The sequence below is a fragment of the Paenibacillus sp. FSL R7-0313 genome (assembly GCF_037969885.1).
Taxonomy (GTDB): domain Bacteria; phylum Bacillota; class Bacilli; order Paenibacillales; family Paenibacillaceae; genus Paenibacillus.
The window spans coordinates 1,920,707-1,946,968 of record NZ_CP150219.1; the positions used below are offsets into that span (position 1 = coordinate 1,920,707).

The 26,262-nt window shown below is 47.6% G+C and carries 21 protein-coding genes; 17 read left to right on the top strand and 4 right to left on the bottom strand.

Going from position 1 to position 26,262, the window contains the following annotated elements; all coding sequences use genetic code 11:
* The first annotated feature begins 50 nt into the window (after positions 1–50).
* Positions 51–959, top strand: a complete 909-nt coding sequence (locus NSQ38_RS08385; RefSeq protein WP_339788560.1) for a YitT family protein — start codon at positions 51–53, stop codon at positions 957–959.
* A 337-nt stretch (positions 960–1,296) separates the two neighbouring features.
* Here NSQ38_RS08385 and cls read toward each other — a convergent pair whose 3' ends face one another.
* The gene (gene cls, locus NSQ38_RS08390) at positions 1,297–2,745 is read right to left on the bottom strand and encodes a cardiolipin synthase (protein WP_133386068.1); all 1,449 of its coding nucleotides are present in this window, start codon (positions 2,743–2,745) and stop codon (positions 1,297–1,299) included.
* A 331-nt stretch (positions 2,746–3,076) separates the two neighbouring features.
* Here cls and argC point away from each other — a divergent pair, with 331 nt between their 5' ends.
* The 7 genes from argC to argH all read left to right on the top strand — a co-directional run bounded on the left by argC (position 3,077) and on the right by argH (position 12,514).
* Positions 3,077–4,126 (top strand): N-acetyl-gamma-glutamyl-phosphate reductase, encoded by a 1,050-nt coding sequence (gene argC, locus NSQ38_RS08395; RefSeq protein ID WP_249912641.1) that lies wholly within the window; start codon positions 3,077–3,079, stop codon positions 4,124–4,126.
* A 131-nt stretch (positions 4,127–4,257) separates the two neighbouring features.
* The gene (gene argJ, locus NSQ38_RS08400) at positions 4,258–5,496 is read left to right on the top strand and encodes a bifunctional glutamate N-acetyltransferase/amino-acid acetyltransferase ArgJ (protein WP_339788562.1); all 1,239 of its coding nucleotides are present in this window, start codon (positions 4,258–4,260) and stop codon (positions 5,494–5,496) included.
* Between the two features lie 319 nt (positions 5,497–5,815).
* Positions 5,816–6,655, top strand: a complete 840-nt coding sequence (argB, locus tag NSQ38_RS08405) for an acetylglutamate kinase (protein ID WP_339788565.1) — start codon at positions 5,816–5,818, stop codon at positions 6,653–6,655.
* Positions 6,656–7,026: 371 nt separating this feature from the next.
* Complete coding sequence (locus NSQ38_RS08410; protein ID WP_339790454.1) at positions 7,027–8,280, top strand: aspartate aminotransferase family protein; 1,254 nt, start codon at positions 7,027–7,029, stop codon at positions 8,278–8,280.
* A gap of 199 nt (positions 8,281–8,479) precedes the next feature.
* A complete protein-coding gene (gene argF, locus NSQ38_RS08415) occupies positions 8,480–9,445 on the top strand; it encodes an ornithine carbamoyltransferase (RefSeq protein WP_047840650.1) in 966 nt (321 codons plus the stop codon).
* Positions 9,446–9,768: 323 nt separating this feature from the next.
* On the top strand, positions 9,769–11,004 hold the full coding sequence (locus NSQ38_RS08420) for an argininosuccinate synthase (RefSeq protein ID WP_017692004.1): 1,236 nt from the start codon (positions 9,769–9,771) through the stop codon (positions 11,002–11,004).
* Between the two features lie 106 nt (positions 11,005–11,110).
* Complete coding sequence (gene argH / locus NSQ38_RS08425; RefSeq protein WP_036612430.1) at positions 11,111–12,514, top strand: argininosuccinate lyase; 1,404 nt, start codon at positions 11,111–11,113, stop codon at positions 12,512–12,514.
* Positions 12,515–12,716: 202 nt separating this feature from the next.
* Here the strand turns inward: argH and NSQ38_RS08430 are convergent, their stop codons facing one another.
* On the bottom strand, positions 12,717–13,505 hold the full coding sequence (locus NSQ38_RS08430; protein WP_339788567.1) for an alpha/beta hydrolase family protein: 789 nt from the start codon (positions 13,503–13,505) through the stop codon (positions 12,717–12,719).
* 274 nt (positions 13,506–13,779) lie between these two features.
* Here NSQ38_RS08430 and NSQ38_RS08435 point away from each other — a divergent pair, with 274 nt between their 5' ends.
* The 4 genes from NSQ38_RS08435 (at position 13,780) to NSQ38_RS08450 (ending at position 17,490) form a co-directional block, all read left to right on the top strand.
* On the top strand, positions 13,780–14,403 hold the full coding sequence (locus tag NSQ38_RS08435) for a YhbD family protein (RefSeq protein ID WP_036612427.1): 624 nt from the start codon (positions 13,780–13,782) through the stop codon (positions 14,401–14,403).
* A gap of 14 nt (positions 14,404–14,417) precedes the next feature.
* Positions 14,418–15,146 (top strand): polymer-forming cytoskeletal protein, encoded by a 729-nt coding sequence (locus NSQ38_RS08440; RefSeq protein WP_076328757.1) that lies wholly within the window; start codon positions 14,418–14,420, stop codon positions 15,144–15,146.
* Between the two features lie 34 nt (positions 15,147–15,180).
* Complete coding sequence (locus NSQ38_RS08445) at positions 15,181–15,864, top strand: hypothetical protein (RefSeq protein WP_339788570.1); 684 nt, start codon at positions 15,181–15,183, stop codon at positions 15,862–15,864.
* A 72-nt stretch (positions 15,865–15,936) separates the two neighbouring features.
* Complete coding sequence (locus NSQ38_RS08450; protein ID WP_338588675.1) at positions 15,937–17,490, top strand: MDR family MFS transporter; 1,554 nt, start codon at positions 15,937–15,939, stop codon at positions 17,488–17,490.
* A 230-nt stretch (positions 17,491–17,720) separates the two neighbouring features.
* On the opposite strand, the gene NSQ38_RS08455 is transcribed toward NSQ38_RS08450, so the two are convergent.
* Positions 17,721–19,154 (bottom strand): VanW family protein, encoded by a 1,434-nt coding sequence (locus NSQ38_RS08455; protein ID WP_339788573.1) that lies wholly within the window; start codon positions 19,152–19,154, stop codon positions 17,721–17,723.
* Positions 19,155–19,407: 253 nt separating this feature from the next.
* Between NSQ38_RS08455 and ftsE the strand changes: the two genes are divergently transcribed.
* From ftsE to NSQ38_RS08480, 5 genes are all read left to right on the top strand, one after another.
* Positions 19,408–20,094, top strand: coding sequence for a cell division ATP-binding protein FtsE (gene ftsE, locus NSQ38_RS08460; RefSeq protein ID WP_024631580.1), 687 nt, complete (start codon positions 19,408–19,410; stop codon positions 20,092–20,094).
* Complete coding sequence (ftsX, locus tag NSQ38_RS08465; RefSeq protein WP_091013078.1) at positions 20,084–21,001, top strand: permease-like cell division protein FtsX; 918 nt, start codon at positions 20,084–20,086, stop codon at positions 20,999–21,001. The genes ftsE and ftsX overlap by 11 nt, the downstream gene beginning before the upstream one ends.
* Positions 21,002–21,188: 187 nt before the next feature.
* On the top strand, positions 21,189–22,469 hold the full coding sequence (locus NSQ38_RS08470; RefSeq protein WP_036612408.1) for a M23 family metallopeptidase: 1,281 nt from the start codon (positions 21,189–21,191) through the stop codon (positions 22,467–22,469).
* A gap of 135 nt (positions 22,470–22,604) precedes the next feature.
* Positions 22,605–24,077, top strand: coding sequence for a S41 family peptidase (locus NSQ38_RS08475; protein WP_289390471.1), 1,473 nt, complete (start codon positions 22,605–22,607; stop codon positions 24,075–24,077).
* Positions 24,078–24,141: 64 nt separating this feature from the next.
* Positions 24,142–25,470, top strand: coding sequence for a PDZ domain-containing protein (locus NSQ38_RS08480; RefSeq protein ID WP_339788576.1), 1,329 nt, complete (start codon positions 24,142–24,144; stop codon positions 25,468–25,470).
* A gap of 94 nt (positions 25,471–25,564) precedes the next feature.
* On the opposite strand, the gene NSQ38_RS08485 is transcribed toward NSQ38_RS08480, so the two are convergent.
* Positions 25,565–26,254: a response regulator transcription factor gene (locus NSQ38_RS08485; protein ID WP_339788579.1), complete on the bottom strand. Its 690-nt coding sequence runs from the start codon at positions 26,252–26,254 to the stop codon at positions 25,565–25,567.
* Between the last annotated feature and the right edge of the window lie 8 nt (positions 26,255–26,262).

Sequence of the window (26,262 nt, forward strand, 5' to 3'; positions counted from 1 at the left end):
AAAAAATGAGCGAACAATTGATCAGTCACAACAAAGGAGAGCACGAGAACATGCAACAACGATCACAATTTCATAATAACCGCAAAAAGAGGTTAACCAGCCTTATTCCCCTTAATGGTCCATGGAGGAACGTGGTGGATACGGTGTCTATCATTCTAGGCTCGTTTTTAATTGCAGTGGCCTTTAATTTATTCCTATTACCGAATCAGATCGCTTCAGGCGGGGTGTCCGGGTTATCGATCCTCGGCAAGGAATGGCTCAATTGGGAGCCGGCTTATACTCAGTGGGCAATTAATATACCACTCCTGATTGCAGGTTTTCTGCTTATTGGTAAGCAGTATGGTATTCGTTCAGTCCTGGGCAGTATAGTCCTGCCGCTCTTAGTCTATCTCACAAAGGATTGGGCTATCCCAACAACGAATCCGCTACTTGGTTCACTGTATGGTGGGATTGGCGTTGGTTTAGGGATTGGAATTGTATACCGCGGTAGAGGATCGACAGGTGGCATGAGTATTCTTGCCAGAATCGTACAGAAATACAGTGGGCTGAGTTACTCTCTCTGTGTTGTGATTATGGATGCCACCGTTATTATTATGGCTGCATTTGTATTATCGTTGGAGCAGTCTCTCTACGCGCTGATTGGGTTGTATGTTACCGGTAAAGTGATCGATGCGGTTGAGATGGGACTGGGCTTCTCCAAGGTGGCGTATATTATCTCCAACCAAACAGAAGCAATTAGCAAAGTGATTCTGGATGATCTGGATCGCGGATTAACAAAGCTCGAGGCCAAAGGCGGTTACACTGACGATCAACGAACAGTACTGATGGTCGTGGTTGGGCAAAATGAGGTACCAAGACTCAAAGCGTTAATCCGGTCTGTGGACCCGGGAGCTTTTGTCATTATCAGTAACGCGCACGAAGTGCTCGGCGAAGGTTTTAAGCGGGGAGAACATGTGTGAACGGTGTGAAAAATAGCGAATGAGCCGTGTAGGCTCATAAGTTTGAAAGTTCAAGACAAGAAAAAAACAGGCACATCCTTCTCCGAAATGACGGGAGAGAATGTGCCTGTTTTTTTACTATTAATATAATTTCAACTAAACATCCAATAACGGAGAGGACAGAAATAGCCTGAAGAAGCAAAGCGTTCGCCTAAAAGCTTTCTGAAAGAAAGCTACTTCGGAAGCATATGTTATCCTCGGATTTTTCCCTTTTCAAAAAGAAATCAAAAAAAGCAGGCATATCCTTCACCGAAATAGAGGTAGAGGATGTGCCTGCTTTCTACTATAAATATTGATGCTACAGAATCGGAGATAACAGACGGGAAATGGCTTCTTTGAAGCGGATAATCAGACTGCGTTTTTGGTATTCATCGAGTGTCATCTCACGGGATACGTGCAAGTCGTGCTCAAAGGTTTGTACAAGTGCTGTCGCAATCGTCTCATCGTACATAAAGGCATTAACCTCAAAGTTCAAGCGGAAACTGCGGTAGTCAATATTGGCGGTTCCCACGGATGCAACCAAACTGTCAATGATAAGTGTTTTGGCATGTATGAAGCCATTATCATATATAAATACTTTGGCGCCAACTTTTAACAACTCACCAATATAAGATAACGTAGCCCAATATACAAAGGCATGGTCGGGTTTATTTGGAATCATGATGCGAACATCTATGCCGGACAGACACGCGAGACGAATAGCTTCGAATACACTGGCATCCGGGATAAAATAAGGTGTTTGAATCAGAATCGAATGTTTGGCACCATTAATCATCTTGAGATAACTGTTCTTGATATGCTCGGTCTCTGCATCCGGTCCACTAGAGACAATCTGCATGGCAATCTTTCCTGTACCCTCGATATGAGGGAAATGCGCCGGAACGTAAGGTGTGTCGTGTTGCTTGGACGCTTCGTTCCAATCCAGGAGGAAACGGGTCTGCAGCGCATGAACGGCATTCCCCTGAATACGCAGATGTGTGTCACGCCAGTAACCGAATTTCGAGTTCAAGCCGAGATACTCATCTCCCACATTAAACCCACCCGTGTATCCCAGGTTACCATCGATGATGACAATCTTCCGGTGGTTCCGGTAGTTCATACGCAAGTTGATCAGACTGAATTTGGAGGGGAAAAAGACTTCAACCAAACCGCCTGCCTCGCGCAATTCTTTGAAAAAGCGTTTTGATACCCGCCGCGATCCGAGCGCGTCATACAGTAAACGGACTTTGATACCTTCCCGCGCTTTGCGGATAAGTGCATCCCGAATTCTTTTGCCCAGACGGTCGCCTCTATAAATGTAGTATTGTACGTGCACGTGATCCTTGGCCGCTTCGATGTCATCCAAGAGCCGTTGGAACTTGTCTGTTCCGTCCGTAATGATCTCAACCGCATTATCCTCTGTCAACAGAGCGCCGTTCTGCTTCAGGTTCATATAGATCATGTCCTGGCTACTCTCGGTTGCTTGGTTGCGGAAAGGGGTGCGGTTATCGTGCAACTGCGTGAGCTGGGCTTCAATACGTTCCTCTAGCCCGAGCTTCTTACGTTCTTTCCACTGGAAAAGCCGGTATCGGGTCAGATTCTGACCGGTTAAAAGATAAAGTACAAACCCAAACACCGGAATAAAGTTCAAGACGAGCAGCCAAGCCCAGGAAGCGCTGGCATCCTTCCGTTCGAAGAAAACAACTGCTGCGGCAAAAATAATATTCAGGCCAAGGAGTACAATAAGTAAAATGGATTCAATATGCACTATAGTCCCCCACGTCTCATAATGACCATCATGAATCTATTCATATGTCCTTGATTAGCAGGTTAGTTATGAATGAGACCCTGATTGTAATGTTTCCTACTAATACGTATTTTAACAGAAGTATACCTATTCGTCCCGGATGTTAAAAAAAGATATGTTCGGATTGGATGGAAATCCATGTGAAATTGCTGATAGAGTGTTGTATTTATATAACCAGAGTCGTATAATAATACACAAATATGCATATAAGCGACGGAATTGCTGTGTTCGGGCCACATTCATGCAAGGGCATAGCACAAGTAGCGCATACATCGAGATTGGGGGAGCGAGAGTGAATAACAAATTAAAAGTAGCAATCGTCGGTTCCACCGGCTACGGCGGGGTGGAACTGATTCGTTTTTTCCAGAACCATCCGCAGGTTGAAATCACATCGGTGATCTCATCATCGAGCAGTGGTGAGTCCATCGCAGATGGATTTCCGCATTTGACGGACGTGATTCACAGGCCACTCGACGGTGTAGATCCGGCTGAGATTGCGAGTCGTGCGGATCTGGTATTCACAGCGACCCCGTCCGGCGTAAGTGCAAAGCTCGTACCAAGCCTGCTGGCAGCAGGCCTTAAGGTGATTGACCTGTCTGGCGATTTCAGACTCAAGGATGGAACGGTGTACGAAGAGTGGTACAAACATCCGGCGCCTTCAGCTGATTTGCTGGAACAAGCGGTATACGGCATGGCTGAGGTGTATGGCGAAGAAGTGAAGGGACAGAATTTTATATCCAACCCAGGCTGTTATCCAACAGCTACACTTCTTGGACTGATCCCTGCAGTAGAGGCAGGCTGGATTGATCCTTCTACAATTATAATTGATGCTAAATCAGGCGTATCCGGTGCAGGACGCGGAACAAGTCTGACCAACCATTATGCAGAGATGAATGAAAATTTCAAAGCCTATAAACTGAACAAACACCAACATATTCCCGAGATTGAACAAGTGCTTGGTGATATAACAGGAACGCCTGTTACGGTTACCTTTACAACACAACTGGTGCCAATGACACGTGGAATCATGAGTACGATGTATGCAAAACTCGTTGGGGAACACAGCGACCGGGAGATCGTAGATTTGTACCGTAAATATTATGAGAACAGACCTTTTGTACGTGTACGTGAACCGGGCATCTGGCCATCTACCAAAGAAGTGTACGGATCCAACTATTGTGATATCGGATTTGCGGTGGATCCTCGCACAGGGCGTTTGACGATTATTTCGGTCATCGACAACCTGGTGAAGGGTGCATCCGGGCAAGCGATTCAAAATATGAACCTGATGATGGGATGGGAGGAGAACCTCGGGCTGAACATGACACCAGTATACCCATAAGGGATTGGAATTCAAGAGGAGCACTGGAACATTCGGTGTAAAAGTGCTCTCTCAGAGTCTTCTAGGGAGAACGGATCAGGTTAAGCAGGCGGATCATCGGCATATAGCTGAACGCATACGGGGGATATGATATGGGAACGAATGTGGAGCAACAGACTTTTACCGTGGTTGAGAACGGAACAATTGTAACCCCTGGGGGATTCACTGCTGGTGGACTTCACTGCGGATTGAAAAAGACATCTCGTAATGACATCGGAGCGATCCGATGTGATGTACCTGCTACAGCTGCTGCTGTATACACAACGAACGTATTTCAGGCCGCACCACTCAAAGTAACGCGCGAAAGCTTGAGCAACGGACGCCTTCAAGCTGTTATCGTTAACAGTGGTAATGCCAATGCATGTACAGGGCAACAAGGTGAAGAAGATGCTTATGCGATGCGTTCGGCCGCTGCGCGGGAGCTGGGTGTGGCAGAAGAGGATGTGGCTGTGGCATCCACAGGTGTCATTGGGGAATTGCTCAAGATGGATGCTGTACATTCAGGCATCACTGGACTTCCAGCGCATATGGGCAAGGAGTCGAATGAGGCGGAACAATTTTCACAAGCGATTCTGACAACGGATTTGGTGAAAAAGGAAGCTTGCGTCTCCGTTCTGGTTAACGGTAAGACGGTTACGATTGCGGGAGCCGCCAAAGGCTCGGGTATGATTCATCCGAATATGGCGACGATGCTCGCTTTCATGACTTCTGACGCGGTCATTGGTGCAGAAGCGTTGCAGCGCCTGCTGCGCCAGGCAACCAATCATACATTTAACATGATTACCGTAGATGGAGATACGAGTACAAACGACATGCTGGTAGCTATGTCCAGCGGATATGCAGGCAATGAAGAGCTGACCACAGAGCACCCGGATTGGGACGCTTTTGCAGCAGGCTTCACCTATGTATGCCAAGTGCTGGCCAAAGCCATTGCTCGCGATGGTGAAGGAGCAACCAAACTGGTTGAGGTAGAAGTTACAGGTGCAGTAAGTGATGAATCCGCACAGGCAATTGCCAAAACTGTCATCGGGTCCAGTCTGGTGAAATCCGCTATGTTTGGCGCTGATGCCAACTGGGGACGGATTATTGCAGCCGTAGGGCGTGCAGGACAACCGGTGAACCCGGATACCGTAGATATCCGTTTGGGAGATATCTCGGTACTTGCGCAGTCCCGCCCAGTCGTGTTTGACGAAGAATTGGCATTGGCTTATTTGCAGACCGATACAGTTCGCATTGTGGTAGATCTGCACCACGGCGAAGGAACGGCTACAGCCTGGGGCTGTGACCTGACGTATGACTACGTCCGAATTAACGCAGCATACCGCACTTAATAAGAATTAGCATTTATTCTATTGAAGCTAACAGCTTCCCTATGAGAAGCTGTTTCGTAAATATATAGAAAATCTATAAGGATTGAACTTTATTTGGTTTTTGAGATAACTGGCGAAGGCAGTGGAGAAGACGGAATCGATTCTGAAGAAGCGAAGCGTTCGCCTTTGTCTCCGGGTTTCCCTTTAAAAAGGGAATCAAAAAAACCTGGAGACAACAGCGATCAAAAGAACGATCCGGATTCGGAACGGTCAGCTACCGAATATCGCATCAATTAAGTGTTAAGCCTTTTAGAATATTTGAACGAGAGGAGCTTGTCTCATGAATTCAACAATGCCAAACAAGAGTACCGCAACGGAAGCGAGCACAGAGAAACAGATGTTTGTCATGAAATGTGGAGGCAGCACACTGGCGGCATTGCCTGAGTCTTTCTTTGCGGATCTGCGTGATTTGCAGTCTCAGGGCACACAGCCAGTCATCGTACATGGTGGAGGTCCTGCAATCTCAGATAACCTGGCGAAGCTTGGCATCGAAACCGAATTCGTTAATGGTCTACGCAAAACGACTGAACCTGTGCTGGACGTAGTGGAGATGGTGCTCGCTGGAAGTATCAACAAACAGATCGTGCGTTTGATTCAACGTGTTGGTGGTCGTGCACTAGGCTTGTCTGGCGTGGACGGGGGTCTGATCCAGGCTAAAATTGTTACAAACCACGCAGAGATCGGTTGGGTAGGCGATGTCACTGGTGTGAATGCAGAGATTATCCAAGGTATAGTGAACATGGGTTACATGCCAGTTATCGCACCAGTTGGTGTAGATGCAACTGGACAACGCTACAACATTAACGCAGATACAGCTGCAGGTGCAGTGGCGTCTCATCTCGGCGTAAGCCGGATGATTGTCGTGACCGACGTTCCAGGCATCATGAAGAACGTAGGCGGCGAGAAAAAAGTACTGCCATCTGTATCTGTACAAGAGATTGAGGACATGATCCAGACCGGAGAAATCTATGGCGGCATGATTCCCAAAGTACGTGCAGCTATCGCTTGTATCCATGGCCAAGTACGTGAGGTCGTCATCGTAGACGGCAGCGAACCCCAAATCCTGAGCCGCGTGCTCGGCGGAGAAATCATCGGAACAAAAATCATCCGTATGCAATAAGTTTCTCAGTGCGCTAGGGTTTTAATAGTCTTATATTAAATAAAAAAATATGTGCACGGCTTTTTTTTATATAAGAAATCTAATTTTACACACATAATAACGTAGGGTGCAGAACCAATCTGAAGAATAAAAATGCATAACGGAGAGGACAGAAATAACCTGAAGAAGCGGAGCGTGCGCCTTTATCACAGGATTTTCCCCATTGAAGGGGAATAAAAAAAATCCAGGGATAACAGCGATCAGAAGGTTGTTCTGTCATCGAAGTGGAGTATGCAAACGTTCAAAAAATGGTTCTGCAATCGGAGTGGTCTAGTGTAAATCAGGACTCTTATATGATTGCCGTTGCACCAACCAATAGGAGTGATATGGTCATGGCAAAAGGCAACGAACAGCCAGGTTCTGGCACAGCGGTAGCAGGCGCAACAGCAACAGGTGCAGCAGCACAGACGGAAAGCTCGCTTTTCCAAACGTATGCGCGTTATCCAATCAGTCTGGTCAAAGGTAAAGGTAGCTGGTTGTGGGATGATCAGGGCAACCGTTATCTTGATTTCATGTGCGGCCTCGCTGTAACTAGCCTGGGCCATGCACCGGAGAAAGTTGGAGCCAAGCTGAAAGCTCAGATTGATGAGCTGTGGCATGTATCCAATCTGTTCCAGATTCCAGGCCAGGAGAAGGCAGCAGCATTGCTGACAGCCAATACATGCGCTGACGCAGTGTTCTTCTGTAACAGTGGTGCCGAAGCGAACGAAGCGGCTATTAAAGTAGCCCGTCGTTATCACCAGAAGGTGAAGGGTACAGATCGGTATGAAGTGATCACCTTTGCCCAGTCCTTCCATGGACGGACACTCGCTACACTGACAGCCACCGGACAGGATAAGGTAAAAGAAGGATTTTTGCCATTGCCAGCCGGATTTGTAACTGTACCTTTGCATGATATCCCTGCCCTTGAAGGGGCAATTGGACCCAACACAGCAGCTATTATGCTGGAAATGGTTCAAGCTGAGGGTGGTGTATATCCGGTCGAACCGGAATTCGTCAAACATGTACGGAAATTGTGTGACGAGCATGGGTTGCTTCTGATTGTTGATGAAGTACAAACAGGAATGGGACGTACGGGTAAACTGTTCGCGCACGAACATTATGGCATTGAGCCAGACGTGTTCACCGTTGCCAAAGGTATCGGTAGTGGTTTCCCTGTAGGTGCGATGTTGGGTAAAGGTTTCCTGCGGGATGCGTTCACACCAGGTAGCCATGCGACAACATTTGGTGGAACACCACTTGCTTCATCCGTTGTGATTGCAACAATCGAAACGATGCTGGAAGATCGTTTGCCAGAGCGCGCAGCGGAGATGGGTGAATACCTGATGAGCTCCCTGCGGAAACGTTTGGCGGGCAATTCCTTTGTGAAGGAAGTTCGTGGCTTGGGATTGTTGGTCGGTATCGAATGTGCTGAGCCGGTAGGTGATATTGTGCTTGCTGGGCAAAAACGCGGTATCTTGTTCGTCTCTGCAGGACCGAATGTGATTCGTTTGCTTCCGAACCTGTATGTGAGCAAAGATGAGATCGACGAGGCCGTATCGCTGGTAGGCACATTGATCGAAGAGCATGTAGCGGCGAAAGCCTAATATAAAAATGAGAACCTTTCTGTCTCGGGGCCATTACAGGCCTCGAAGCAGAATGAGATGATGAATCCCTGTAGCCGCGTGGTGAAATTGCAGAAGGCGGGAATGGATAAACTCGAGAAGCATCCAGACAAAGTGTTAACGTTGCTATCACTTCTGCCCATGCGGGTGCAGGGAACCGGAAATAAGGAGGACATTATACATGACAGCACAACAAACGGAAAAGATTCAGAAGATTGATCTGAGAGGCCGGGATTTTATCGAGTTCACGGACTACACGGCCGAGGAGATTCGTTATCTGCTTGATCTCGCGATTGAGATTAAAGGGAAGCAAAAAAGCGGTGTACCTTTTCAACCGTTGAAAGGTAAAACGATCGGACTTATTTTTGAAAAATCATCCACACGTACGCGTGTATCCTTTGAAGTGGGTATGTTCCAATTGGGCGGACACGCACTCTTCCTGAGCAAAAATGATATCCAGCTGGGTCGCGGGGAAACAACACATGATACAGCCAAAGTATTGTCCCGCTACCTGGACGGCATCATGATTCGTACCTTTGGACACCATAATGTAACTGAACTGGCAGAGCATGCGGATGTTCCAGTCATTAATGGCCTGAGCGATGCGGCGCATCCTTGTCAGGTACTGGCAGACTTCCAAACGGTGCTGGAGCACAAAGGCAAGCTGGCAGGTCTGAAAATGGCCTACATCGGAGATGGCAACAACATGGCGCACTCCCTGATGCTCGGTGCAGCGAAGATGGGAATGCATGTTGCTGTAGCAACGCCAGAAGGCTATGAGCCGGATAGTGCAGTTGTGGAGCAGGCACGCATTATCGCACAGGAGAGCGGTTCTGAAGTGACTGTAACCTACAGTGCACAGGAAGCTGCGAAAGATGCAGATATCGTGTACACGGATGTATGGGCTAGCATGGGCTTTGAAGAAGAGCAGAAGATTCGTGAGCAGGCATTTGCGGCATATCAAGTGGACGAGGAACTGATGAAAGGCGCGAAGCCGGACTACATGTTCTTGCATTGTCTGCCAGCACACCGCGGCGAAGAAGTGAGTGCCGGTGTAATTGACGGACCGAACTCCCTGATCTTTGATCAGGCGGAGAATCGCTTGCATGCACAGAAAGCCTTAATGGCTGCATTAATGAGCGAATAGCTGCTATTTCATTGAATGGGTTGATTTTAGGCGCAGATTTCGCGATGATATATTCATCTATAATGTACTTTAAAAAGTTAATTAAACAAGAAGCATACACAAACACGGAGAGACAGAAAAAGTCTGAAGAAGCGAAGCGTGCACCTGAAAGCTTTCTGAAAGAAAGCTGCATCGGAAGCATAGGCTATCCCCGGATTTTACCCTTTATCATAAAGGATGAAAAAATCTGGGGATAACAGTGATCGGAAGGGTTTTCTGGCTCTTAGGATTCAGTGTATGAAGGCTCTGTTTAACTTAACTGATCTTGGGGAGGACCATCGAACATGGCTAAGGAAAAAATTGTACTCGCGTATTCAGGCGGGTTGGACACATCTGTAATTTTGAAATGGTTGAAAGAAACGTATGATGCAGAGATTATCGCGTTCACAGCGGATATTGGACAAAAGGATGAACTGGATGGCTTGGAGGAAAAAGCACTGGCAACAGGCGCTTCCAAAGTATACATTGACGATCTGCGCGATGAGTTCGCGAAAGATTTCATCTATCCGATGTTCCAGGCGGGTGCCCTTTATGAAGGACAATACCTGCTCGGTACAAGTATCGCTCGTCCACTGATCGCTAAACGCATGGTCGATATCGCTCGTGCAGAAGGTGCTACAGCCATCGCTCACGGCGCTACAGGTAAAGGAAATGACCAAGTTCGTTTTGAGCTGAACGCGGCTGCGCTGACACCAGACATTAACGTAATTGCACCTTGGCGTCTGGAAGAATTCCGTAACCAATTCCCGGGACGTGCCGAGATGATTGCTTACGCTGAAAAACATGGTATTCCGGTAACCGCATCTGCGGCTAAACCATACTCCACAGACCGTAACTTGCTGCATATCAGCTATGAGAGCGGTGTGCTCGAAGATCCATGGTTCGATCCAAGTGCGGACGAAAACAAAGACATGTTCCTGCTGAGCAGTGCACCTGAAGATGCACCAGATCAAGCGGAATATGTTGAACTGGAATTCGAACAAGGTGACTGTGTTGCACTGAACGGTGAGCGCTTGAGCCCGCTGCAAGTGATGGAGCAACTGAACGAGCTGGGTGGTAAACATGGGATTGGCCGTGTAGATATGGTTGAGAACCGTTTTGTTGGTATGAAGAGCCGTGGCGTGTACGAGACACCAGGTGGAACAATCTTGTTCACCGCACATCGCAAAATGGAATCCATCACGATGGATCGTGAAGTGATGAACCTGCGTGATAGCCTGATCACACGTTACAGCACACTCGTTTACAACGGTTTCTGGTTCGCACCGGAACGTCTGGCGCTGCAAGCGCTGGTGACTGAAAGCCAGAAGAACGTTACAGGTACGGTTCGTGTAAAACTTTACAAAGGAAATATCATCGGCGCTGGTGTGAAAAGTCCTGTCAGCCTCTACAATCCGGACATCGCAACGATGGAAGCTGATCCAACGCAAGCCTACGATCAAGGCGATGCAACAGGCTTTATCCGCCTGAATGCACTGCGTCTGAAAGTAAACTCCGGCGTGGAGCAAAACAAAAACTAATTTCAACCTGCACAATAAAGCTACACCAATATAAATGACAAGGCAGGCCGTTCTTGCACATCTGGCAGGAGCGGCTTTGTCCATGAGCGAAAGGGGAGTACTCACTGTGAGCAAGCTGTGGGGAGGACGTTTTACAAAACAAACCAATCATTTGGTTGAGGAATATACGGCATCGATCAATTTTGACAAAGCTTTGGCTGAGGAAGATATCCAGGGCAGTCTGGCCCATGTGACGATGCTGGGCAAATGCGGTATTCTTCCGGCGGAAGATGTAGAGACGATCAAAGAAGGTCTGATCACCGTTTTGCACAAAATCCGTGCAGGTGAAGTGGAATTCTCCGTATCGGACGAAGACATCCACATGAATATTGAGAAAAACCTGATCGAAACGATTGGCCCTGTAGGCGGTAAACTACATACAGGCCGTAGCCGGAACGACCAGGTTGCAACGGATATGCACTTGTACCTGCGTGAGCGCGTCGTTGGATTTGTTGGCATGCTGCACTCCTTGCAGGAAGCACTGATTGGACAAGCAAAAGATAACCTCGATACTATCGTACCAGGTTATACGCATCTTCAACGGGCACAGCCGATTCTGTTCGCCCATCACCTGATGGCGTATGTATCCATGTTCCAACGGGATGCGGAGCGTCTGATGGACAGCTACAAACGCATTAACATCCTGCCACTGGGCGCAGGTGCGCTCGCGGGTACAACATTCCCGATTGATCGCCATTTTGTGGCGGAACAACTGGGCTTCGACGGAGTGTACGAGAACAGTCTGGACGCAGTAAGCGACCGTGACTTCATCGTTGAGTTCCTGGCGGCAGCTTCGCTCATCATGACTCACTTGTCCCGTCTGAGTGAAGAGTTGGTACTGTGGAGCAGCACAGAGTTTGGGTTCGTTGAACTGGACGATGCGTTCTGCACAGGCAGCAGCATTATGCCTCAGAAGAAAAACCCGGACGTTCCTGAACTCGTGCGTGGTAAAACAGGACGTGTGTACGGCAACCTGATTGGTTTGCTGACAGTATTAAAATCTCTTCCACTGGCATACAACAAAGACATGCAGGAAGACAAAGAAGGCATGTTTGATACTGTAGCGACGCTGGAAGGTGCATTGCAACTGTTCGCTCCAATGATCGCAACAATGACAGTGAACAAGGATCGGATGCGTCAAGCGGTCAACCAGGATTTCTCCAACGCTACGGATATTGCCGACTTCCTCGTGGGTGAAGGCTTACCTTTCCGTCAGGCGCATGAAGTGATTGGTAAAACAGTGCTGTACTGCATCCAGAACAGCAAGTATTTGCTGGATCTGACGATTGATGAATTCCGTCAGTTCTCACCACTGTTCGATGACCGGATCTATGATGTGCTTCAACCGGAAGCGGTAGTGAACGCTCGTAATGTTTACGGCGGAACAGCTTCGGGTCAAGTGGCTGAAGCCATTGGACGTAGTGAGAAGGTACTGGAGATTACCGAGCAATGGATTACGAACCGCGGTTAATGTCACGGTTACAATAGGTTGCCATACAGATACGACAGTACAATAAAAAAAGCAGGCCAGAGAACTTTGTTCTCAGCGGCCTGCTTTTTGTGTTTTACAGCGATATATTTTAAATATATTCAACTCAACCGCGAACAGAAGGAAGGTTGTTCTGTCATCGGAGTACCAGCCTTTTTTATCCTCAGTAGCTCCCAATGATCCACTAATCGCGCTTGGGCAAAGGCAACCATTTCAATACATCCTGGATCTTGGCATCCCAGTAGCCCCACTCATGTTCACCAGGCCCTTCCTCGTACGTCAGTTCGAAGTTCGTCTGTTCACAGGCTTGACGGAAGGTTTGATTATCCTCATACAGGAAATCTTCCGTTCCGCAACATTGGTAGAGCAAAGGTCGAGGACTTTCGCTAGATTGATTTTCTTTTAACAGATGGATCAGATCGTTCTCTGTACCTGCCACCTCGGGTCCGAAAATTCGCTGTAACTCCGTCTGTTGCAATGCTGAGGATGCGTTTCTATCCATATGTGCAGACATATCGAGTGCTCCGGACAAACTGGCAGCTGCAGCGTATTGATCCGGTTTGCGAAGGGCCAGCTTGAATGCACCATAACCACCCATGGATAAACCTGCAACGAAGTTATCCTCACGTTTTGGTGACAATGGGAAGAAAGAGCGAGCGAGTGCTGGCAGTTCCTCACTGATAAAGCTCCAATAACGTCCCCCTTCTACCATATCTGTATAGAAGCTACGATGTACCTGTGGCATAACAACAGCGATCCCGAGGTTAGCTACATATCGTTCAATGGAAGTCCGGCGCAGCCAGATGGAATCATCATCAGACAGACCGTGCAACAGGTACAGGGTTGGGTGTAACCCTTTGCCAGTCACATTCTCCATACCGATCTGATTGTGGGTTTGTTGCGGCAGAATGACATGCATGCTGGTGCTAAGCCCGAGTGTATCCGAGTAAAAATCACATTTAATAAGTGCCATGAGTATAAGAAACCCCTTTCATAAGTTCGTTAACCACGTGTTCTGACATGAGACGATGGGATGGAAATCGGATGCCTAGGCCTCCAAAGTGTTTATATGTAACAGGTTATACGCATTACCCCTCCATTGCAATAACAAGATCTACAGTAGAAAACAAAGAATTTCACACCAGTGGTTAAAATGGAAGTCTGTAATCGGATCATCGATTTTTCAATGTGGTTTACAACGTAACAATGTTATGTTACACTCATTTCAATAAAAAGGGGGACCATATATGACGGATGATTTGATCTCCAAGAAAGAATTGTTGGACCTGACAGGAATCTCATACGGCCAGTTATACCGTTGGAAGCGGAAAAATCTCATTCCGGAAGAATGGTTCATTCGGAAGTCGTCCTACACCGGACAAGAGACCTTTTTTCCCAAACAACAGATTTTACTGCGCATTGACAAGATTCTCAATATGAAAGACGGATTATCGCTGGATGAGCTGGCAGACGTCTTCTCACCTACGTTGGGTGAAGTGGAGATGTCTGCACAACAACTGTTAGAGCGAAACATTGTTTCACAAATCTCGCTGGATCTGTTGAAAGAAGCAGGTCGGGAACAACCGCTGTATGCTTTGGAACAGATTATGATGCTCTACGTCCTTGATAAGCTGTTAATGAGCGGAGATATTACTCGGCAAGAGGGTGCGTTGCTGATCGAAGTGATGTCCGAACATTATTATCGTTTTACAGGCAAACCCAGCGAACTCGTGCTTATTCGTAAGATGGGTGTTCCTTCATTCATGCTGGTAACAGCAGGAACGGAGTTTTATTTTGACAATGGTGTGAAAGTGGTTCTTAGGCAGCCGATGGGAACATTTATGGAAGAATTAAAACTCAAATTGGGATAAGGAGAGGATCATCTATGGAAGAGCGGAATAAGCGGAATGATCTGAATGTGGCGGGCATAAGTCAAACGGCAGGCGGGAATTTTCACCGTGTATCTATTGATGGCATGGCTAAGGTGAACGGCAACCTGGACTGCACCTCTATGGAAGTGAATGGAACATTGAAGATGCACGGCGCTTTGACCTCCGAGAGTGCAGCGATTAACGGCATGTGCACGTTGAATGGACCTCTGACCAGTTCTCGTGTTCGGGTGGATGGCATGACGACGATTAACGGAGATCTCCATAGCCCTGAACTTGAAGTGAACGGAAAGTGTACCGTACGTGGAAGAGTGGATGGGGAACGAATTGATATTGGCGGTGTGATCGATATTGAAGGGGATGTCCAATGTGAGTCCCTGAATGTACGGGGCAATATTAAGATCAGCGGTTTACTGAATGCGGGAACAGTGGAGATCAGGCTCTATACATCTTCTTCGGCTAAAGAGATTGGCGGAGAGCGTATCGATATTCGTCGCAAGGAACAACAGAATGGATTTTGGAAAAGTATTGGTCTGGGCGGGACCCCTTCATTTAAGACATCCTTAATTGAGGGTGATGAGATTGTGCTGGAAGATACCGAAGCTGACATTGTTCGGGGGAGTAACATTTTTATCGGTCGCGGCTGTAACATCAGACTGGTTGAGTATTCAGGTGAACTTGAGGTAGATCAGGATGCCAAGGTGGGCAGCAGTCAGCGAATTTAAAGTTTGGATATGGAGAGAAAGGGATGGGATCGACATGAATAACAATCCTGGGCGTTCATTGGACAAAAAAATGGATATCAGCATCGTTGGTGATGGCAGTTCTTCTGGTGGCGTGTACGGCAAGATCAAGGTCGTAGGGGACGCGTCCTTTAACGACAATCTATCTTGTGATCGATTCAAATGTACGGGTACATCGGTCATATACGGATCGCTTGAATCCACAGATATTAAAATTACCGGCACCCTTACACTGAAAGAGCGAGAGGCCAGCAACGATGTTGAGGATGGAATCCAGGCATCTGACCTGCATGCCAAAGCTGAGCATATAAAAGTGGTCGGTGAACTTCATTTGTCAGGGGATTGTCAGGCAGAAAATATCAAGCTGAACGGGCGTTTGACGATAGCGGGGATGCTCAGCGCTGAACAAATGACACTCAAAATCATGGGTCCATCCGAGGTCAAGGAAATGGGTGGTTCCATCATCTCGGTGAAGAGTGGCCGGTTGAATGACTTGTTTACGGGGAATAAATCAATTCTCAAGGCACTGATTATTGAAGGTGATGACATTGAATTAGAGAATACGGAGGCCGAGATTGTCCGTGGCGATAAAATAAAAATCGGTCCTGGCTGCCGGATTGGTACAGTGGAATACCGTTCATCTCTGCAAATTCATCCGCAATCGGAAGTTTTGCTGCAAAGCAATCGGTCCTTGGACTGATTAACGAAAACTTCTTTTCGGATATACTAATGCAGTCATATGAATAGAGCGTGAATGGAGAGATTGAGTACAATGGTTGCACGTAAAAACAGTATTGGATTGGTGCTGGCAGGGTTACTGCTCAGCATACTAATGGCTTCGATGGATAATACCATCGTGGCAACAGCTATGGGGGACATTGTCGGGAAGCTGGGTGGGCTCGACAAGTTCGTCTGGGTTACCTCCGCGTACATGGTGGCTGAGATGGCAGGGATGCCGATATTCGGTAAGCTATCCGATATGTATGGACGGAAGAAGTTTTTTGTATTTGGTATTATTGTGTTTATGCTTGGCTCAGCGCTGTGCGGAACGGCAACGTCTATTGTGGAATTGACGATGTACAGAGCGATTCAAGGTATTGGTGCGGGGGCCCTGGTGCCGATTGCCTTTACGATCATGTTTGATGTCGTTGCACCAGAATCTCGTGGTAAATTGGGTGGATTGTTTGGAGCGGTCTTTGGCCTGTCCAGCGTATTTGGACCTCTGCTCGGTGCTTACATTACCCAGTATGCGACATGGGAATGGGTATTCTATATCAACCTGCCGCTAGGCTTGATTGCATTTGTGTTTATTGCGTTCTTCTACAAGGAGTCTCATCAGCATCAATCCCAACAGATCGACTGGCTGGGTGCTGTAACGCTGATTGGTGCTGTTGTGTGCCTGATCTTTGGTCTGGAACTGGGCGGCAAAACATTTGCCTGGGGTTCCTGGCAGATTCTTGGCTTGTTTGCTGGATTTGTAGCACTAGCGCTGCTCTTCCTTTTTGCAGAAACAAAAGCCAAAGAACCAATTATCTCCTTCAGCATGTTCCGCAACCGGGTCTACTGGTCCAGTAACGTTATTGGTATGTTCAGTGGTGCGGCGTTCATTACAGCATCCGTGTACATTCCGATCTTTATACAGGGGGTACTTGGTGGTAAAGCGACCAACTCCGGTCTTGTGCTGCTGCCCATGATGCTTGGGTCCGTTGTGACGGCGTCCCTGGGAGGGGTATTGATGACCAAAATCAAGTATCGCAATATCATGATCCCTACGTTAGCCTTGCTTGTCATTGGACTTGGATTGCTGACTACGCTGGATGAGAATTCATCCCTTTGGACGATACGTATCTACATGGTGATGGTTGGTCTGGGTGTCGGTGCGTCGTTCTCCGTACTTAGCAATGCAGCCATGAATGCGTTTGAACCGCAAAGACGAGGAGCAGCAAGCTCCACACTTAACTTTTTGCGGTCCCTCGGCATGACGATGGGCATTACGATTTTTGGTATCGTACAGAGCCAGGTATTTACGCGTAAAATGAACGATGCTCTCGCTGGTTCAGCTGCGGAAGCAGGCGGTGCTTCAGCGGGTGGCGTGCCTCAGGGAGTGGATCTGACCGATCCACATGCGTTGCTCTCACCAGAACTCAGACAGGCGATTCCGCCTCAGGTGCTGGATACCATTACACATGCCCTGTCTTCTTCCATCGTGCAGTTATTTGCCTGGGCTGTAATTCCGGCTGCACTCGCGTTGGTCGCTTCCTTCTTCATGGGAAAAGAGAAGATGGTTGTAGGCGAAGAGCAAGGCGAATACACCGGCGGTCACTAAACCGTTATGCAGTAAACCATAAGTTACGGTAGTAAAGCTAATCTTAGCTTCGTAAAACTCGAATAACTTATCTTGAAAATGTAGAGACACACTTCTCGCTTATCCTCAAAAGGGACGTGAAGTGTGTCTTTTTGTTTTCGTGTGATCAGTTTATGCTTATCCATGAATTACGGCAGGACCTTGTTTGTACCCTTTCGTGATCTGTAAGTTGTCGGTTGCTTTGAAAAAAATTAAGGTTGCTTCGTATCGCTAATCCCGTCCTCGACCACAGAAGGCCCTTGCGGGTCAGGCAGGCTGCTATGACCGGAGCGGGCAATCAGGCGATTCTGAGCTTTGTACGTGTCTCGTGTAATCGTTTTGGATTCGACCACTTTGCCGTCCAGCCTTTTGGTTCTTACCGTCTCGACAATATATCCAGGCTGTCCGTCTTGCAGCACCTGCTGTGCACCATCAGGCAGTACCGCACTCGACACATACTTTACTGGAACACTTAATGTTTCAATGGTACGAGATTCAAGTGCATAGCTGACATTCTCCGGGAATGTGCCGAAAAATTTCACCATCAATTGATGGTTCTTCACCTCTGCATGAATGAGCAAGGATTTTCCGGTATTATTCTTGAAGCGAAAGTTGATGGCTCCAGAGGCAAAGGTGGCATCCAGTCCTTTTGGCAAATATTTGACCGGCAGGGAGTGGTTGCGACGCTCGATAATATCAAGACCCGTCAGTAACGCTGCGTTATACACCGTACTGGATACCTGGCAGATTCCCCCGCCAATTCCAGGCGTTAGTCTTCCATTAACAATGACCGGAGCCTCACGAAACCCATAATCCTTCTCGGCTTTACGGATGATCTTCTCATAATCGAATATGGCATCCGGTGGCAAAATCATGCCGTTAATCGCTTCCGCCGCTGCGCTGACATTATGTATCCGGCCTTCACTACTATTGCCCAGACCCGTGGAGAACTGGATGATCTTTCGGTCAATGCCTTCCTGGCGTAGCGAATCAAGGGTTACTTCAGGCTTGAGCGTATACAGTGGTACCTGGATCAGCAATGGGGCAGGTTTCTCATCCGGGCCCAGTACACTGAAATCCTTGTGTAGCTTCGTCTGAATGAGATTTGCGAGTGTATCCCAATCAATCCGGCGGACGCCCTTTTCCGGGATATACTGGACTTTGTCACTTGGGGTAATGCGGCGAACAGCGTCCGCGGGTGTACCGAAGGTTTCTTTTTCCCAGGCAGGGCTGAGATGTTCTTGAAGTGGCTCTAAGTCGTAGCTCATATCTAGAGAGAACTCTTTCGGAAAATGATAACGTGCATACGCGCGTTCCCACAAGTTACCTTCCTCCAGCTGCTGTATTGCGGATTCCAAGCTGTTAACGTTGTAACTCACCCCCACCTGAGCTGCGGTATACGTCATCGTCTGGGGGGCGGGTTCAGCCACTTCAAAGGTAACAGGCCAGTCCTCCAGCTTTTGGATCTGTTCATGCAGTTCATGCAATACGTTCTTGCGATTCTTCCCCTCCACCAGCATACCGCCAACATGAACATCTTTGGGCAGGGCAGGTTGATTCACGTACATATACAGCAATCCATAAGACGCGGAGCCGATCAAGAGGATGGAGAATAGAACAATGACCGTCACATGTATTTTTTTCATAACCGTACGCTCCTTTATACTTCTGTTGTTCCGCACTTTGTAACACTTTCTATATATATGATCCAATGCAGGAAAACTTTCGGGTACTCAATAGGTAACAAATTTGTTACAATAAACTTCATATGAATCCATGCTTCACCAACGAAATAGGGACGAAGTGGATTTTTCCTGATGAAATTCAGGTCTTTTTAAAGGAAATGCCGGGATTGTGTCGAAATGATAATGGCTAACTATGCGAGCAGGAAGTGATGATGTGATAGAAATGCAGGACGTGTGGAAGACCTATGCCAATGGTACCCACGCATTACAAGGGGTGTCGGTGAAGATCGACCGCAATGAATTTGTTTATATCGTCGGTCCGTCCGGCGCAGGTAAATCGACATTTATGAAATTGATGTACAGAGAAGAAGTTCCGACCAAAGGACAAATATCCATTAACGGATTTAATATTGGTAAGTTGAAGCCAAGAAAGATTCCTTATGTGCGTCGTAACATCGGCGTTGTGTTCCAGGATTTTCGTCTGCTGCCACGGATGACAGCATTTGAGAATGTGGCCTTTGCCATGGAAGTTATTGAAGCACCGAAGCGTCATATCAAGAAACGAGTGATGGAAGTGCTCGACTTGGTGGGACTGCGCAGCAAGGCGAATCGTGAACCTTCGCAGCTCTCGGGTGGAGAACAGCAGCGTATTGCCATTGCACGGGCTATCGTCAATAACCCATCGGTTATTATCGCGGATGAGCCTACAGGTAACCTCGATCCGGAGACGTCATGGGGCATTATGCAGCTGCTGGATGAGATTAATTTCCGGGGAACAACCATTGTTATGGCGACCCACAACAAAGATATTGTGAATACGATGCGTAAACGGGTAATCGCCATTGAACGTGGACAGATTGTACGGGATCAGATGAGAGGGGAATACGGTTATGAATTTTAGTACTCTCTTGCGCCATCTGCGGGAGGGATTCAAAAACGTATTCCGCAACGGCTGGATGTCCGTGGCCTCCATCATGTCCATCATTGTGTCGCTGTTGATTCTTGGTGTGTTCATGCTGTTGGTGCTCAATGTGAACTCCATGGCGAATCAGGTTGATAGCCAAGTGGAGATCAGCACGTTCCTCGAACTGAATGTGGACGAGAACCTGCGTAACACACTGGAGCAAGAAATCAGCGCGATGCCTGAAGTAAGTGAGATTCGTTTTGTTTCCAAGGAAGAAGGACTCAAGGAGTTCCGTGAGCGTCTTGGAGAGAGTGCAGATAACGTGCTTAGCGGTTTCGATGTGGACAACAACCCACTGCCGGAGACCATTGAAGTTGAGGTCATTGAACCGGAAACCGTCACTTTTGTGGCGCAAAAAATCGAAGCTTTGAACGAAAAACACCCGGAGAAGCCAATCATGAAAGTGAACTACGGCAAGGAAACGGTGGAAGTGTTGTTCAAATTTACGAAGCTTGTTCGTAACATCGGATTTATTTTTGTCGGGGGACTGGGTCTCATGTCCATGTTCCTGATCTCGAATACGATTCGCGTAACGATTCTGGCACGTCGCCGGGAGATCGGAATTATGAAGTTGGTTGGCGCAACCAACACCTTTATTCGCTGGCCTTTCTTTATTGAAGGTGCACTCATTGGATTTATTGGCTCGGTCATTACGGTTGGGGTGCTGTTTGTTGGATACAGCCAGTTGATGAAGACGATTGGTCAGGATGTCTTCATGCAGATGCTTAACTTGATTCCGCTGGGCGAAATCTGGTTGTTGTTTGGAACATTGTTGATCGGACTCGGTGTGCTGGTAGGTATTTTGGGAAGTACACTGTCCATTCGGAAATCACTCAACGTTTAATTTTGTTTTCAACGATCGAATTGCAGAATATGTCGAAAAGAATGGTAAAGCAGGTTCATTAATGGACGCTGTTTGACGATATGTAGGAAAGACGGAGTCTTTTAAGATTGAAGAAAGCAAAGAACATGCTGTTCACCACCTGTGCAGGTTGCTTTCTTGTGAAATCATAGGATGGGGGATCATCATTTTGAAAAAAACCGCTTCGCTGCTGGCCTTTACGTTATTGGCCAGTTTGACGCTTCAACCTTCTGACGGATATGCCAAGAGTAGCATCAGCGATATTGACCAACAGATTCAGCAACTGGAGAGCAAGGCAGCTTCTGCCAAGCAGGAGCAAAAAAAAGCGGCTTCCAACAAAAAGGAAGCACAGCATTACAAGAACAAAACCAACGCTTATCTGAAGGTTGTCATGGAACAGATCAATGTCGTTAGTGATGAACTGGCGAGTGTATCCTTGCAGATCGAGAACACGGAGGAAGATCTCCGTACAACGAAAAAAGATTTGCAAGCGGCAGAAGAACGCATTGTTGCAAGGGAAAAATTGTTGGAGTCACGCGTGCGCCTGATGTATACGGACGGTGCTGTATCCTATCTGGATGTATTGTTGTCCTCTACTAGCTTCACTGACTTCCTGACCCGTGCGGATTCACTCAAAACGATTGTGGATCAGGATCAGCATCTGCTGGATGAGCACAAAGCGGACAAGCAACTGGTTGTGGACAAAAAAGCAGAATTGGATGTGCAATATGCGGAAGCCAAGAGCCTGTATGCACAGAAGAAACAGCGCAAGTCCCAATTGAATGAGAAAGAAGCGGAAAAGCAAGTGCTTCTCGCTTCATATGATGCTAAAATTGAAGAGTCAGAAGAGCTGACACAAGAGCAGGAAGATGTATTAATGCAGATTGCCAGCAAACGTTCGGCACTTCTTCAAGAGAAAAATAAATTGCGTGAACAGCAGGCTGCAGCTGCAGCCAAAGCAAAAGCCGCAGCAGCGGCTCGGGCGAAAGCTGCAGCCAAGGCGCCTACCAGAGTGAGTTCGGATAGTAGCAGTGAGGTCACGTATTCATCCGGTAATGGTATCTTCTCAAGACCGGTATCTGGAGGACGTATTTCTTCTGGATTCGGCCCCCGTACCCATCCAATTACGGGCGTAGTGGGTAAAATGCATGCCGGTGTCGATTTTGCTGTTCCACAGGGAACCTCAGTTCACGCTGCCTCTGGCGGAATCGTGATCATGGCTGAATGGTATAGCGGTTATGGTTATACGGTTATTGTGGACCACGGCGGTGGACTATGGACGTTATATGGTCACTTGCGCGAAGGTGGATTCAAAGTCAGCAAGGGAGACACAGTAAGCAAAGGGGATACCATTGCTGAGTCAGGAAATACAGGGAACTCTACTGGACCTCACTTGCACTTTGAAGTGAGAGACAACGGTACCGCTGTAAATCCGATGAACTATTTGTAATTATTGCTCCATCGTTCGAATGGAAAAAACATATTCCGTACAAGCTAGACATATAATAAGCTGGCATGTTCAGGGAATGGATTCTGGCAACAATGGAATCGGACACGCTTCAAAACTAAAGGCGGTGACAAACGGATGATGAAGAAAAGATCGGCGCTACTGCTTGTCATTGTGGGTCTCCTTGGCGGTAGTTTGCTAACCCTGGTATTAATGACGTATCCGGGAATAGCGAGCCAGGCCACACCGGGCGAAGGTTTGCTGGCTAGTGTAACCGGCAATACACAGCAGAAGAACGACTTGAAAAAGATTGAAACTGCGATGGATTTGATCTCAAGCAACTATTATAAAGACGTGGATCAGACCAAATTGATTGACGGTGCGATCAACGGCATGATGGAATCGCTTGGTGATCCGTACTCCAACTATATGGGGCAGGAAACGGCTGCTCAGTTTGAAGAGTCGATCGAAGGTTCATTTACCGGTATTGGCGCAGAGGTATCCTCACAGGATGGAAACGTTGTTGTTGTTTCCCCAATCAAAGGATCCCCTGCCGAGAAAGCGGGTATTCGTGCAAAAGACATGATTATGTCGGTCAACGGCGAATCCTTGCAAGGTTTGGAACTGAACAAGGCTGTTAACAAAATCAGAGGTCCCAAGGGCAGTGAAGCGAAGGTACAGGTCAAACGTGCCGGATCTTCCGAGCTGATTGAATTTGTCATTGTACGGGATGACATTGATCTGGAGACCGTATATGCTCACATGGAGGATGGCGGAATTGGCGTTATTGCCATTACTCAATTCTCTTTGAATACAGGTGATCGCTTTAAGGAAGAGTTGGCGAAGCTTGAGAAGCAGAACATGAAAGGTCTGGTCATCGACGTACGGAATGACCCAGGCGGTGTATTGCAAGTCGTTATTGATATTGCTGAACAGTTTGTTCCTAAAGGCAAGGTTATTGTGCAAGTTGAAGACAAGAACGGCAAAAAGGAACAAAGCAAGTCCAATGGATCAGCCAAAGCTTACCCAGTCACAGTCCTGATGAACAAAGGCAGTGCGAGTGCGTCGGAGATTTTGGCCGGTGCATTACAACAGTCAGCAGGTGCTAAGTTGATTGGTGAAAACTCTTTTGGTAAAGGAACCGTACAGACGAGTTATGACAAGCAGATGGGTGACGGCAGCTTGCTGAAGATCACCATTGCCAAGTGGCTCACTCCGAACGGAGACTGGATTCATGAAAAAGGAATTAAACCGGATATTGCGGTAGACCAGCCGGATTATTTCTCGGTGGCACCGATAAACAAAGAGAAGTTACCACTGAAATATGACAGCAATAGCACGGATGTGAAAAGTGCGCAGACGATGCTGAGAGGACTCGATTTCAAACCGGATCGTGTGGACGGATACTACGACCAGAAGACGGAAGAAGCGGTCAAGGCATTCCAGAAGCAAAAAGGCATTCAGGCTACAGGCCAGATTGACGAGAAAACCGCTGAATCACTGGAAGCGGCTCTGATTGAACGTATTGCCAATCCTCAATATGATGCACAGCTGAAACGCGCGATCGAAAATGTCTCAAAGGATATTTCGTCCGCTGTGTCGAAGCCATAAAGAAGGCTGATTTTCAGCCTTCTTTTTTTCTGAACCGGCTGAAAGAGAGGGGTGACCGACCACAATGGAATGGGTATGGCCGTGGTTAACTACATTAGGGGAAGCTTTGTTGCAGTTGTTTATTCAGCCGTTTTATTATATTGCGGTGATCCTGATTGCGCTGATCTATCATCGTCAGTTACTGCAGGAGCGTAAATTGTTCCATGTTCGTTTGCAAAGCTCGATAACACAGACGATACGAGCGGTGCTCGGAGGCATACTCATTGGTACCATCGTCTCGATTGTGTCCCTATTCCTCGGTGCACATCTTACACTGGGAAGCCTGATATGCATATGGGCTGCAACATTAATTCTATCCTTGTTCCGTATCCGGTATCTGTGCTTTGCTTATGCGGCAGGGTTACTGGGTGTGCTGCAATTTGGTTTGAATCTGGCTTCAGGCTGGCAACCATCGGGTTGGATGGGTAGTGTAACGGAAACGCTACGTACACTGGATATGCCTGCACTGCTTGTCCTGGCGGCGCTTCTACATATGGGTGAAGCCCTGTTGGTACGCATGCAAGGGGTATCGATGGCATCACCGCTTCTCTTCGAGGGAAAACGCGGGAAACTGGTTGGTGGATATCAACTGCAACAGTTCTGGGCCATTCCTCTACTGATTCTTGTCCCTGTCACAGGCAGTGGCGCGGAACTGGCTTGGAATCCACTGATGAGTGCAGGACATAGTTATATGCTGGTTGCATTGCCGATTATGCTCGGATTTGGTGAGATAACGCAGAGTATGCTTCCGGGACAAAAGGTACAGATCTCATCCAAGCGGTTGATGATATATGGGGCAACTTTGCTTGTGTTCAGTTTGCTTGCTGCATGGTGGTCTCCACTCATGGTGGTTGCTGCGCTGATTGCATTTATTGGACATGAATTTCTGGTATGGTACAGCGCGTTTGAAGAGCAAAACCGCAGTCCGGTATTTGTCCATCCGCAACATGGGTTGAAGGTATTGGCTGTTATTCCGGAGAGTCCTGCTGCAGATTTGGGGATTGAAGCAGGAGAGACCTTGTACAAGGTGAATGGTAAGTTGGTTCATTCGCCGGAAGAGTTACATCGTGCTCTGCGGATGAACCCGGCTTTTTGCAAGCTCGAGGTACGAAATCACCAGGGAGAAAGCAAGTTCATGCAACGAGCGATCTATGAAGGGGAGCATCATCAGCTGGGGGTCATTATGGCACCGGACAATCACGAGGTCTGGGCAATTCGGTTACGTCCACTGACACTGTTCCATATCATCAACCTCAAATTGTTTGCCCGTCTGAAAAAACCACAAAGGGACGAAGCTCCCTTGGCGTTACCGCCAGCCCCTGTGGCCAGTGATAAAGGTTCCATAGAGATGTAACCACTAAGCATACGTGATGAAGTATGTTGCATAAATCAAGCAATGAAAAAGGTATTTCCTAAAGCCGTCGCAGGCAAGGGAAATACCTTTTTTGTTATTGTTTTAACATAAAGATGGCGATTTGGGTTCGATCACGCAAGCTCAACTTGCCGAGAATATCCGTGACGTAGTTTTTGACCGTGCCTTCACTGAGGAACAGTTTGGCGGCAATTTCCTTATTGGACAACCCCTCCGATATGGCCTCGGCAACCGCCAGCTCCATACGTGTCAGTCCATAGGCTTCGATTGGGTTCTGTGTCAGGGGAATCGCAGCAGGACGAAGAAAGCCTGCCAATTTGCGGGCAATATCCGGATGGATTAACATATCGCCGTTATGTACGGTCTTGATGCCTTGAATGATCCGCTCGGGTGGAACATTTTTGAGCAAATAACCGCTTGCGCCATTCTGTAATGCCTGAATAATATACTCATCGTCATCAAACGTCGTCAGCATGAGCACCTGGACTTCGGGAAAACGTGCCTTTATGCGCTGTGTACCTTCAACTCCGTCACATTCCGGCATCCGAATATCCATCAAGACCACGTCCGCAGGCGTCCCTGTCTCAAGCAATGCCAACGCTTCCTGCCCGTTGGAGGCCGTGCCTGTAACAGTAATGCCGGAGCCCAGTCCGAGCAACACTTTAAGGCTTTCGCGAATGAAGTAGTCATCGTCGGCGAGAATCAGCCGAATAAGTGGGGGCTGAGCTGAATCATTCTTGTTGTTCATATCATTCTGTTCGGACATGAGAACAT